Raw genomic sequence first — 10,960 nt, 5'->3', positions numbered from 1 at the left:
CAAGCATCCAATTCATGTGATCCACGTCCCAAAATTCGAAACCCGAAGAGCAAAAAGACCGGGCTCAGCCCGGAAGCTTGAAGTTCGCCACCGACAGGCGCAGGTCATTGGCCAGCTGCGCCAGGTTGCCGATCGATTCGGCCGTCTGGCTCGCGCCCAGCGAGGTCTGCGAGGTAATTTCCTGGATCACGTTCATCGTTGCCGAGGTATCGGTTGCCGCGACCGACTGCTGGCGCGCGGCGGTGGAGATGTTCTGAATCAGGCCGGCAAGGTCGTTCGAGACGCGCTCGATGTCCCCCAGCGCGGTACCGGCGTCCTCGGCCAGGCGTGCGCCGGCCACCACCTCGGCCGTCGTCTGCTCCATCGAACTGACAGCTTCATTGGTGTCGGACTGAATCGTCTGCACCAGGGTCTCGATTCGCTTGGTGGCGCTGGCCGAGCGTTCGGCCAGGCGCTGCACTTCGTCGGCCACCACCGCGAAACCGCGGCCCGCCTCGCCGGCCGAGGCCGCCTGGATGGCGGCATTCAAGGCCAGGATGTTGGTCTGCTCGGCAATGTCGTTGATCAGCTCCACGATCGAGCCGATCTCCTGCGAGGACTCACCCAGGCGCTTGATTCGTTTGGAGGTTTCCTGGATCTGGTCACGGATGGAATCCATGCCCTGGATGGTTTCGCGCACCACTTCGGCGCCGCGCGAGGCAATCTGCACCGAGCGCTGGGCCACGTCCGCGGATTCGGCCGAGTCACGCGACACGGTATCCATGGAGGTTGCGATCTGGTTGATGGCGGTGGTGGCGGTGCTGATCTGGGTGGCCTGCTGCTCGGCAGCGTCCGCCAGGTGCATGGCCGTGGCCTGCGTTTCCTGGGCGGCCGCTGACACACGCACGGCGGTCTCGTTGATCGTGGCCACCAGTCGGCGAAGTTCGTCCACGGCGGAGTTGATCGAGTCGGCAATGGCGCCGGTGATGTCCTCGGTGACGGTGGCTTTCACCGTCAGGTCGCCTTCGGCGAGCGTCACCATCTCGTCCAGCAGGCGCCCAATGGCCGCTTCGTTCTTGCGGTTCAGGGCGTTGGTGGACTCAAATCGCGCGCGCTGGTCGCGGATCTGGGTGATCACCAGCAGCAGGGCGAATACCGCGGCGCCCACGGCGCCGAGCAGGCCGAACCAGATGTTCGGGAAGAGGCGGGTGAGCGGCAGCTTGCCGATCTGGCTGGCCACGTCATTAGCGCGAAGGAGCACCGTCTGCGAATCGAGCGAGGCCTGGTTGCCGGCGCGCTTGACGTCCTGCAGGTTGGGCGAGGCGGCCACCAACTGGACGACTGGGTCGTTCAACTCGCCCCAGCTGGCCTGCATGGCCTCGAGGATCTTCTTGGCGTTGGCGTCGCTGATCGGCTTGACCGAATTGTCGTCGCTGCCGGAGGTCAGGCCCTTGAGCACCGCCCCGTAGAGCTGGGCGTCGCGGGACAGGCCATCGGCGGCCGGCTGGCCGGCGTCGCCGCCCTGCAGGATTTCCGACACGCGGCGGATCATGCGATCGCCCAGAAGCAGCTGGCGGGCAGTGGTGTAGGTCTGTTCCACCGAACCATTGCGCTGCTGCAGGATGGTGAGCACCTCGTCGTTACGCGCGTTCAGCAACGGCATCTGCCGCGAAAACGTGCCTGCTCGCTGGGTGGAATCGATCACCAGCTGCTTGTTGGACAGGATCTTGCCGATGTCCGAATCCAGCTGGTTCCACGCGTTCGTCAGCGCCGCGACCGACTTGCCCGCCGCGGTGGCGTTGTTGTCGGCATAGGCCGGCATGCGGGTTTTATCGTCGCCCTTGTTCAGGCGCTGCACGGCCGAATCGATGGTATTGCGGGCAGCCTGCAGTTCGCGGAAGGCGTCGGCGTTACCGTCGGAGGCTTCCAGTGCGTCCTTGGCCGTCTGCTGCGAGATCACCTGGATCTGGGTGGTGAGCCCGACGGCCTGGCGGTCCTCGTCGTTCTTGGTATTGAGCATGTAGAAATCGACTGCCGCGATGCCGATGGAAAGCACCAGCGCCGCGATCAGGATCAAGTTGCTGCGATCCTTCGCGCCCCCTGTGGTCGTACTCATACTCACCTCGTCACACGCACGTTATACGTCGATCCACATGGCAACGCAGCCTTGGATGGGCTGTCGTCGCCTGCGAAGCTGAAAATCCGCTTCGCCCCCTGTCCGGCGCGCTGCTGCCGGCCTGCCCGGTATTGCCACGCGCGGCCTGCTTTCAGGCAGCCACGCGCTTGTATCCAAACCCGCCCGCTACACCGCGGTCTGACGGAAGTCCGGCGCGCGCACCAGGCGCGTCATGCTAAGCATCCCGTATTCCCGGTCACCCACGGTGACATTTTCCGAAACGAATCGCGTAAGCCGTGGGTCTTCCTCGGCGCCTGCCAGGCGGCGTTGTTCTTCGTCCACCAGGCGCTGGCCGAACACTTCATCGACCAGCAGGCCCACCGTGCCGTTCTGCTGGCGCACCAGCAGAAGGCGGGTGCGCTCGGACGACGGCGTACGGACGTTGAAGAGAAAACGGCCGAAGTCGACCACGGGCACCAGGTTGCCGCGCACGTTGGCCACGCCCATCAGCCATGGCCGGGTACCCGGCACGGGGGTGAGCGCCGGCGGAGCAAGCAATTCGTTGATCTCATCGATGCTGGCCACGAACGAACGCGTGCCAACGCGAAAACCGATGCCGCGCCACAGGCTCGGGGCATCGACCTGTTCGGGGGTCGCCGCCGAGTGCGCCAGGCACCGGCGCTCGTAGTAGGCCAGGAGCTCGAACGGGTTGAAGGCAGCGACGTCGGTCATGGGGGCGCCTTCAGTGCGGCTTGGGCAGCAGGTTGTCGATGGTGGCGAGCAGTTCCTTCTCGTTCACCGGTTTGGTGATGAAGGCCCGTGCTCCCTGGCGCAGGCCCCAGACCCGGTCGGTTTCCATCGACTTGGTGGTGATCATCACCACCGGGACCTCGGCCGTGGCCGGGTCGCGGCTGAGCGTTCGCGTGGCCTGGAAGCCATTCATGCCCGGCATGATGACGTCCATGATGACAAGGTCGGGGCGGTCGGCGCGGATGCGCTCGATGCCGGCCTCGGCGTTGTCGACGCTGGACACGGCAAAACCGGCCTTCTCCAGCAGCGTGGTGAACACGCGCACGTCGGTCGGTGAATCGTCGATGATCAGGATATTGGGCAAAGCGCTGGTTCCCCTGGTGTCGGGTCGCGGCCCTGGAGCCGGCGTCCCCACGAAAAACTTCAATGACTTCGAAAGCGACGTGACCTTCGCCTTGCTAGCTGGCGATGGCATAGCGCTGGATAGCGCCCAAGAGCTCGTCGCGGGTAAAGGGCTTGGTGAGGTATTGCTCGGCGCCGACGATGCGCCCCCTCGCCTTGTCGAAGAGGCCGTCCTTCGAACTGAGCATGATCACAGGCGTAGGACGGAACTGCGGGTTGTTCTTGATCAGGGCGCAGGTCTGGTAGCCGTCCAGGCGCGGCATCATGATGTCGACGAAGATGATGTGCGGCTTCTGGTCGGATATCTTGGCGAGCGCCTCGAAGCCATCGACCGCCGTGAGGACGTCGCAGCCCTCCTTTTTCAGCAGGGTCTCCGCCGTCCGGCGAATGGTCTTGGAGTCGTCGATCACCATGACCCGCAAGCCGGTCAGGCTGTTACTGCGTCCGTTTTCGTTCACTACCGCCCCCGTAAATCCCACCACGAAGCCATGCACACGGTAACGCGATTGACCCTCGCCCGACCGTGCGCCAATCGACGGACCGTATCCCGATGGCACGCCAAGTGACCGCTCTTCGGCGGTGCACCCCAAGCGTGGCTGTTTAACGCCTGGGTACCGTGCCGTCAAGCAAAAGTAACCAAATGTCCTTGTGGCACGCTTTTGCGCGGCCATCCCCTACACTTGGAGTTTGCCCCGTCGTTGGCCCTTATCGGCTATCCGGGGGCCAACTTTAGCCTCCGGAGAGCCCCTCCCCATGCCGCTGCGCGTTGCGGTGCTGATGGACCCCATCAGCCACATCAAGATCGCCAAGGACTCCACCTTCGCCATGCTGCTGGAAGCCCAGCGCCGCGGCCATGGCCTGCTGTACATGGAACAGGGCGACCTGGCCATCCGGGACGGCGTTCCCATGGGCCGGCTGCGCCCCTTGAGCGTGCGTGAGGACAAAACCTCCTGGTTCAGCCTGGGTGAGCCTGAATGGCACGACCTGGGCACGGTGGATATCGTCCTTGCCCGCAAGGATCCGCCGGTCGATGCCCAGTTCATCTACGACACCATGGTGCTGGAACTGGCTCAAGGACGGGGTTGCCGGGTGGTCAACGACCCCCGATCCCTGCGCGACTGCAACGAGAAGCTGTTCGCCCTGCAGTTCCCGCAATGTGTCGTGCCTACCCTGGTATCCCGCGATGCCGGGGAGCTGCGGGCATTCGTCGCCGAGCAGGGCCAGGCGGTGTTGAAACCACTCGATGGCATGGGCGGGCGCGGCATCTTCAAGGTGCGCCATGGCGACAGCAACCTCAATTCCATGCTGGAAACCCTGCTGGACGGCCACCGGCACTTCGCCATCGCGCAGAAGTTCATCCCGGAGATCACCTCCGGCGACAAACGCATCCTGCTGATCGACGGTGAACCGGTGCCCTACGCCCTGGCCCGCATCCCGCAGGGCGATGAGTTCCGCGGCAACCTCGCCGCCGGCGGCCGCGGCGAAGGCGTGCCGCTGTCCGACCGCGACCGCTGGATCGCCGCCCAGGTGGCGCCGGAACTGCGGCGCCGCGGCCTGCGCTTCGTCGGCCTGGACGTGATCGGCGACTACCTCACCGAGATCAACATCACATCCCCTACCTGCATCCGTGAACTCGATGCCCAGTTCGGCCTTAACATCGCCGGGTTGATGTTCGACGCCATCGAGGGGTCATGACCACGAGAGGTTCCGCAGGGCCCGACCTGTTCGGCCCCACCCTGCTGTTTTCCGTCGTGCTGCACGGCATCATCCTGCTGGGGGTGACCTTCAGCGCCTCGCGCCCGAAGGCCGGCTTGCCGTCGCTGGACGTCACCCTGGTGGACGTCGCCAACGACCAATCTCCGGACAAGGCTGACTTCCTGGCACAGGCCAACAATGCCGGCGGGGGCGAAAGCGACAAGGCCGCGCGGCCTTCCGAGCGCGCGTCCGGGCTCCTTCCCACCGACGTCCGCGGCACCGCGCCCACGCGGGTGGCCGCTTCCACCGCCAACCCGACGCCGGCCAGCGATCCGCGTCTGGTCACCACCGCCGGCAGCAGCGATTTCACCGTGACACGCAACGAGGCCAGCACCCGCCAGGACGACCAGGCCTCGGCCGAGGAGACCCGGCGCGCCGAGGAAATGGCCTCCCTCGCCGCCGAGGTGCGCGACCAGTCCGAAAAGTACGCCAAGCGGCCGAAGAAGAAGTTCATTTCGGCCAACACCAAGGAATACGCCTACGCCGCCTACATGAACGGCTGGGTCAAGCGCGTGGAGCGGGTCGGCAATCAGAACTATCCCGACCAGGCTCGTCGCGAAAGCCTGCACGGCGATGTTGTGCTCACTGTCGGCCTCAACCGCGACGGCAGCATCAAGAGCGTGGATGTGATCGACTCCTCCGGGCACAAGCTGCTCGACGATGCCGCGCAGCGCATCGTGCGCCTGGCCGGGCCCTTCCCGCCGCTGCCGCCGGACAAGACACGCGTGGACGAGCTTTACATCACGCGTACATGGCAGTTTCTCCCCGGGGATATCCTGCGCAACCGCTAACGCCCCGAGTGCTTCGCGCCCCGCTACAATCAAGCCATGAACCATCCCACCAGCTTCGCCGGCCAGTTCCTCATCGCCATGCCGGGTCTCGTCGACCCGCCGTTTGCCCGCGGGGTCACGTTCCTGTGCCAGCACGGTGAGGATGGCGCGGTGGGCCTCCTGATCAACCAGATATCCGAGTACCGTCTGGCCGACGTGCTGGCGCAGATGGACCTGGAATGCCAGGACGCCGAAATCGCCGACTACCCCGTGCTGATCGGCGGGCCGGTCAAACAGGAACGCGGCTTCGTGCTGCACCGCGAACCCGGCCAGTGGGAATCGAGCTACCGCATCAACGAAGCCTGGTCGGTCACCACCTCGCGCGACATCCTGGTAGCCATGGCCGCGGGCGAAGGTCCCGCCCAGGCGCTGCTGGCGCTGGGGTACGCCGGCTGGAGCGCCGGCCAGCTCGAACAGGAGCTGATGGAAAACGCCTGGCTCACTACCGAGGCCGATGCACGTATCGTCTTCGACACCCCGCTTGAAGAACGTTGGAATGCCGCCGCCGGACTGATGGGGGTGAACCCCGCGCAGTTGGCCGGCTATGCCGGTCACGCCTGAAGGCATGGCCTGCCTGTTCGGCTTCGATGTCGGCACGCGGTTGATCGGCGTGGCGGTGGGCAACACGCTCACCGCAACCGCGCGTGGCATTGCTGCCATCGCCGTACGCGAGGGCCAGCCGGACTGGACCCGCCTTGATGCCCTGCGCCGGGAATGGCTTCCCGAACGCGCCATCGTGGGCTTGCCGCTCGATGGCGAGGGCAAGGAGCAACCCATGACGCGTACCGCACGCCGTTTCGGAGCGGTGTTGGCCGAGCGCTGGCAACTGCCGGTGGAGTTCGCCGACGAAGGCCACACCTCGCAGGAGGCAGCGCGGCGGTTCGCCACCCAGCGCGCCGCGGGCCTGAAGAAACGCAGGGACGCCGCGACCATCGATGCCGAAGCCGCGGCGGTGATCCTCGAGGCCTGGCTTGCCCAGGCATGATCCGTAACCAACCGTCCTTCCCTGCCACGAGGGTTCCATGAGCCAACGCCTGCGCCACCTCACCACGCTTGCGGGCCTGCCCACCGAGGCGATCACGCGCCTCTTGGACCGGGCCGAGACGATGCGCGAAGCCTGTGCCCACGGCACGCGCAAGCTCAACCTGCTGGCCGGGCGCACGGTGCTGAACCTGTTCTTCGAACCTTCCACGCGCACGCGCACCTCGTTCGAACTGGCGGCGCGGCGGCTGGGCGCGGATGTGATCAACTTCGACATCGGGCTTTCCTCCACCGCCAAGGGCGAGGAACTCTTCGACACCCTGCACACGCTCGAGGCCATGCACCTGGATGCGATCATCGTGCGCCACAAGGAGTCGGGCACCCCCGAGTCGCTGGTCAAGCACGCCATGAGCGGCGTGGCGGTGATCAACGCCGGCGACGGCAACCGCGCCCACCCCACGCAGGGCCTGCTCGATGCCCTCACCATCCGCCAGCACCGGCCCGACTTCGACCAGCTCACCGTCACCATCTGCGGCGATGTACTGCATTCGCGCGTGGCGCGCTCGGATGTCCACGCCCTGCAGGCGCTAGGCACGCGGACCATCCGCCTGTGTGGCCCGGCCGCGCTGCTGCCCGGCGCCGAGGAACTCCCCGGGGTTGAAATCAGCAACGATTTCGATGCCGCCATCGAAGGTGCCGGCGCGGTGATCATGCTTCGCCTGCAGAAAGAGCGCATGGCGGCCACGGAGCTGCCCGACGAGGCCAGCTACTTCGCCCGCTACGGCCTGGACAAGAAACGCCTGGCGCGGGCCGGCAAGGGCTGCCTGGTGATGCATCCGGGCCCGATCAACCGCGGCATCGAGATTGCCCCGGACGTGGCCGACGGCGCCCAGTCGCGCATCCTGGAACAGGTGGGCAACGGCGTGTTCGTGCGCATGGCGGTCCTGGCCGAAGTACTTGGACGCTGAATAAAGCGGAATTTGCCCGTTTTTGTCGCCTTAGGTCCACTTCTTACGGGCATAATGGGCTTCGCTCCCGGTCCGGCCGGGTAGCCAACGACACCGATATGGGGAAAGGAACTTGAAGATGCGACCGACGAAGCGACTGATTGCGCTTGGCCTGGCCACCGCCCTGCTGGCTGCCTGCGGCCACAAGGACAAGGACGCGCCACTGGCCTTCGTGCCAGCTGACACCCCCTATGTGTTCGCCAACATCGAAGCTCCCTCCGACGACGTGCGTGCATCGGCCTACAACCAGTGGAACCTCCAGCTTCCTGGCCAGGTGTCGCAGCTCAAAGCGCTGGCCGACAGCCAGGAGCAGGTCGGCCACACCAACAACGCCAACCTCCTGCGCGCGCTGGTGAAGGAAGTCGACGGCAAGAAGGCCGAGGACGTCGTCACCACCCTGGGCATGGATCCGAAGGGCAAGATGGCGTTCTACGGCATGGGCCTGGCACCGGTGCTCCGCGCCGACCTTGCCGATCCCAACGCCTTCAACAGCTTCATCGATCGCATGGAAGCCGCCTACGGCCAGAAGTTCGAAGTAGCCAAGGTGGGCGATCAGTCTTATCGCAAGGCCGTGTCGGCCGAGTCGGGTACCGAAGTGGTGCTGGCCGTCGTCGGCAAGCAGTTGGTCGCCACCCTGCTGCCCTCCGATGCCGCCGAGCCGCTACTGCGCCAGGCACTGGGCCTTGACCGTCCGGAAAAGAACCTGCAAGAAGACGGCCGCCTGGAGAAGATCGCCAAGGACAAGGGCTACGAGAAATTCGCTGTCGGCGCCGTGGACATCGCCCACTTGTTGCCGCTGATGGCCAGCGGCAAGGACCCGCTCTTCGCCGCCATGGTGCGCCAGAAGATGCAGGCCGACGCCGCCAAGACCGGCGAGCCGGTCAGCGCCCAGGCCAACCCGTTCCCGCCGTCCTGCGAAGCCGATGCCACGCGCATCGCCGCACGCTTCCCGTCGGCCAGCTTCGGTTACACCAAGATCGACGCCACCCATCAGGAAACGCGCTTCGACGTCGCCCTGGCACCGGACATCACCCAGGCGTTCTCGGGCCTTGAAGTGGAAGTGCCGGGACTGGGCAAGGATTCGGACACCGCGTTCGACTTCGCCCTGGCGCTGCCGGTGAAGCAGGTACGCGAATTCTGGACGGCCCAGGCCGACGCCGTCACGGCCAAGCCTTTCCAGTGCCCGGCCCTGGCGGGCCTGAACGAGGCCTTTGCCAAGGTGGGTCCGGCCATGCAGCAGGCGGCCATCCCGCCGTTCGGCGACCTGCGCGGCATCCGCATTGCGCTGGATTCCTTCAGCATGCCGCCGGCCGACAAGGCCGGGCAGATCCCGTCCATCACCGGTCGCCTGCTTGTCGCCACCAGCAACCCGGCGGGCCTGGTGGCCATGGGTAGCGCGGTGATGCCGGCGCTGGCCCAGGTCAAGCTCACCCCCGACGGCAAGCCCGTCGCCCTGCCGGCCGACATGACAGCCATGGCAGGCGGCCCCGGATTCGCCGCGATGACGGACAAGGCCGTGGCCATCGGCATCGGTGCCGGCCAGGACGCCAAGCTTGGCGACATGCTCAAGGACACCATCGGTGACAAGGGCCGCCAGATGCGCGTGCATCTGAACGGCGACATGTACCGCACATGGATCGACCTCATGGCCGACAAGGCCGACGCGATGAGCGCCGCCGGCGCCGGCATCGATCCCACCGCGGACCCCGCCACCGCCGAGAAGGCGCGCGCCGATGCCGCCGCACGCTCAAAGGCCCAGTTCGACACCATGCGCGCCCAAGCCCAACGCATCGTCCAACTGTCCGGCGACGTCCTGGTAGACGGCAACGGCCTGACAATCACCAGCAAGGCCGAAACCAAGTAACCCGCAGTCCATCGCGTAACGAAAAGGGCGCCCTGTGTGGCGCCTTTTTTTTGGCTCGGCATCGAGGCTCGGGCGTGGTCGCAGGAGCCGGGGGCCATCAGCCTCGTCGCTCCGATTACACCGGCGCTTGGGGAATGAGGCCGCTGCGCGGCTTTTTCTGATGGCTGCGCCCCGGCGCGCGCGCGTTGCACAAGTCGCCGACGAGGCTGGTGGCCCCCGGCTCTGGACAGTCCGAGGTCGCATGATGGGACAACGTGGCTGCGGTCACATGAAGCGAATCGTGCGCACTACGAAGCTGCCGGAAGCGTGCGAAGGCATGCAAGACATCCAGGCCATCGATGCACTCCCCTCGCGAACCTCACCGTTCGGGGAGAGCCGGCGGGGCCCAGCGGCTCTCCCCCGGCAACCTGAACGCTTCACGTGGCTTTGCCGACCGGCCGATGAACAAACCGGCAGGTTCCCACGAATCGTTCACCCTTGCCCTGTTCCCATGTCGTCACGGCAAGCGGCGCCTTCGGGCTGCCGGCCGTTGTTCCCATTAACAGGAGTTAGCCACATGAATGCGTCCCTGATTCGCAAGACCATCCTTTCTGCCGCCCTCGTTGCCGGCGTGGCTGCGCTCCCGATCGCCACGGTGAGTGCGCAGGATTCGATGTCCAAGGAAAAGACCAACCAGACGGTGCCCGACAAGGCCGCCGACGGTTGGATCACCACCAAGGTGAAGAGTGAGCTGGCCTCGACCAAGGGCATCAAGTCGACCGACATCTCGGTCGACACCAACGACGGCGTGGTAACGCTGTCGGGTACCACCGATACCGCCGCGGCCAAGACCAAGGCTGAGAAGGTAGCCAAGAAGGTCAAGGGCGTGAAGAGCGTCTCGGCCGATGGCCTGACGGTCGACGCCTCGAAGTAACCGTCGCTGCTACGTAACGAAAAAGGGAGCCTTCGGGCTCCCTTTCTTTTCTTCCGGTGCAATCCGTGCCTAGCGGCGCAACATGCCGCCGAACTGGTTCTTGTCGGACGTTTCCTGCACCGAAACACCTTCCAGCCCCTGGCTGAGCGTATGCGCATCGCCGCCCTGGGCCAGCTTGATGCGCAGGCGCACCTCGTTGGAGCTGTCGGCGTGGCGCAGGGCGTCCTCGTAGGAGATTTCGCCTGCGTGATACAGGGTGACCAAGGCCTGGTCGAAGGTCTGCATCCCTAAGTTGGTCGAGTCGCGCATCACTTCCTTGATCTTGTGGATCTCGCCCTGGCGGATGTAGTCCTGCACCAGTGG

11 protein-coding genes and 1 pseudogene are annotated in these 10,960 nt (G+C 65.6%); 7 read left to right on the top strand and 5 right to left on the bottom strand.

The annotated features are described in order from the left end of the window. Nucleotides 1–64: 64 nt before the first annotated feature. The 4 genes from VK519_RS15025 to pilG form a co-directional block, all read right to left on the bottom strand. Entirely contained in the window at nt 65–2,095 is a 2,031-nt protein-coding gene (locus VK519_RS15025) for a methyl-accepting chemotaxis protein (protein ID WP_324351070.1), read from the bottom strand. Between the two features lie 186 nt (nt 2,096–2,281). Next, nucleotides 2,282–2,827 (bottom strand): chemotaxis protein CheW, encoded by a 546-nt coding sequence (locus VK519_RS15020; protein WP_324351069.1) that lies wholly within the window; start codon nt 2,825–2,827, stop codon nt 2,282–2,284. 10 nt (nt 2,828–2,837) lie between these two features. Continuing rightward, nucleotides 2,838–3,209, bottom strand: coding sequence for a response regulator (locus VK519_RS15015; protein ID WP_324351068.1), 372 nt, complete (start codon nt 3,207–3,209; stop codon nt 2,838–2,840). 94 nt (nt 3,210–3,303) lie between these two features. Further along, nucleotides 3,304–3,660: a twitching motility response regulator PilG gene (pilG, locus tag VK519_RS15010; RefSeq protein ID WP_250625889.1), complete on the bottom strand. Its 357-nt coding sequence runs from the start codon at nt 3,658–3,660 to the stop codon at nt 3,304–3,306. Nucleotides 3,661–4,000: 340 nt separating this feature from the next. Between pilG and gshB the strand changes: the two genes are divergently transcribed. The 7 genes from gshB (at nt 4,001) to VK519_RS14975 (ending at nt 10,597) form a co-directional block, all read left to right on the top strand. Continuing rightward, nucleotides 4,001–4,942, top strand: coding sequence for a glutathione synthase (gshB, locus tag VK519_RS15005; RefSeq protein ID WP_324351067.1), 942 nt, complete (start codon nt 4,001–4,003; stop codon nt 4,940–4,942). Then, nucleotides 4,939–5,793 (top strand): energy transducer TonB, encoded by an 855-nt coding sequence (locus VK519_RS15000; protein WP_324351065.1) that lies wholly within the window; start codon nt 4,939–4,941, stop codon nt 5,791–5,793. The genes gshB and VK519_RS15000 overlap by 4 nt, the downstream gene beginning before the upstream one ends. Nucleotides 5,794–5,829: 36 nt before the next feature. Continuing rightward, on the top strand, nt 5,830–6,393 hold the full coding sequence (locus VK519_RS14995; protein ID WP_324351064.1) for a YqgE/AlgH family protein: 564 nt from the start codon (nt 5,830–5,832) through the stop codon (nt 6,391–6,393). A 4-nt stretch (nt 6,394–6,397) separates the two neighbouring features. After that, entirely contained in the window at nt 6,398–6,817 is a 420-nt protein-coding gene (ruvX, locus tag VK519_RS14990) for a Holliday junction resolvase RuvX (RefSeq protein WP_324351093.1), read from the top strand. Nucleotides 6,818–6,854: 37 nt separating this feature from the next. Next, nucleotides 6,855–7,781 (top strand): aspartate carbamoyltransferase catalytic subunit, encoded by a 927-nt coding sequence (locus VK519_RS14985; RefSeq protein ID WP_324351063.1) that lies wholly within the window; start codon nt 6,855–6,857, stop codon nt 7,779–7,781. Between the two features lie 118 nt (nt 7,782–7,899). Next, the gene (locus tag VK519_RS14980) at nt 7,900–9,684 is read left to right on the top strand and encodes a hypothetical protein (RefSeq protein ID WP_324351061.1); all 1,785 of its coding nucleotides are present in this window, start codon (nt 7,900–7,902) and stop codon (nt 9,682–9,684) included. A 556-nt stretch (nt 9,685–10,240) separates the two neighbouring features. After that, complete coding sequence (locus VK519_RS14975; protein WP_324351060.1) at nt 10,241–10,597, top strand: BON domain-containing protein; 357 nt, start codon at nt 10,241–10,243, stop codon at nt 10,595–10,597. 69 nt (nt 10,598–10,666) lie between these two features. On the opposite strand, the pseudogene VK519_RS14970 reads toward VK519_RS14975, so the two are convergent. Next, a pseudogene (locus VK519_RS14970) lies at nt 10,667–10,960 on the bottom strand (type IV pili twitching motility protein PilT); the annotation flags it as partial.

It is taken from the genome of Pinirhizobacter sp., from assembly GCF_035317885.1.
Taxonomy (GTDB): Bacteria; Pseudomonadota; Gammaproteobacteria; order Xanthomonadales; family Rhodanobacteraceae; genus Pinirhizobacter.
This window is presented reverse-complemented; position numbering and strand designations above follow the sequence as displayed.

What these genes read in the sequence shown, in the direction of transcription:
- VK519_RS14985 (WP_324351063.1), top strand. Translation starts at nt 6,855, where the DNA reads ATGAGCCAACGCCTGCGCCACCTCACCACGCTTGCGGGCCTGCCCACC.
- pilG (WP_250625889.1), bottom strand. Translation starts at nt 3,660, where the DNA reads ATGGTGATCGACGACTCCAAGACCATTCGCCGGACGGCGGAGACCCTG.
- VK519_RS15025 (WP_324351070.1), bottom strand. Translation starts at nt 2,095, where the DNA reads ATGAGTACGACCACAGGGGGCGCGAAGGATCGCAGCAACTTGATCCTG.
- VK519_RS15000 (WP_324351065.1), top strand. Translation starts at nt 4,939, where the DNA reads ATGACCACGAGAGGTTCCGCAGGGCCCGACCTGTTCGGCCCCACCCTG.
- VK519_RS15020 (WP_324351069.1), bottom strand. Translation starts at nt 2,827, where the DNA reads ATGACCGACGTCGCTGCCTTCAACCCGTTCGAGCTCCTGGCCTACTAC.
- VK519_RS14975 (WP_324351060.1), top strand. Translation starts at nt 10,241, where the DNA reads ATGAATGCGTCCCTGATTCGCAAGACCATCCTTTCTGCCGCCCTCGTT.
- VK519_RS14980 (WP_324351061.1), top strand. Translation starts at nt 7,900, where the DNA reads ATGCGACCGACGAAGCGACTGATTGCGCTTGGCCTGGCCACCGCCCTG.
- gshB (WP_324351067.1), top strand. Translation starts at nt 4,001, where the DNA reads ATGCCGCTGCGCGTTGCGGTGCTGATGGACCCCATCAGCCACATCAAG.
- VK519_RS14995 (WP_324351064.1), top strand. Translation starts at nt 5,830, where the DNA reads ATGAACCATCCCACCAGCTTCGCCGGCCAGTTCCTCATCGCCATGCCG.
- ruvX (WP_324351093.1), top strand. Translation starts at nt 6,398, where the DNA reads ATGGCCTGCCTGTTCGGCTTCGATGTCGGCACGCGGTTGATCGGCGTG.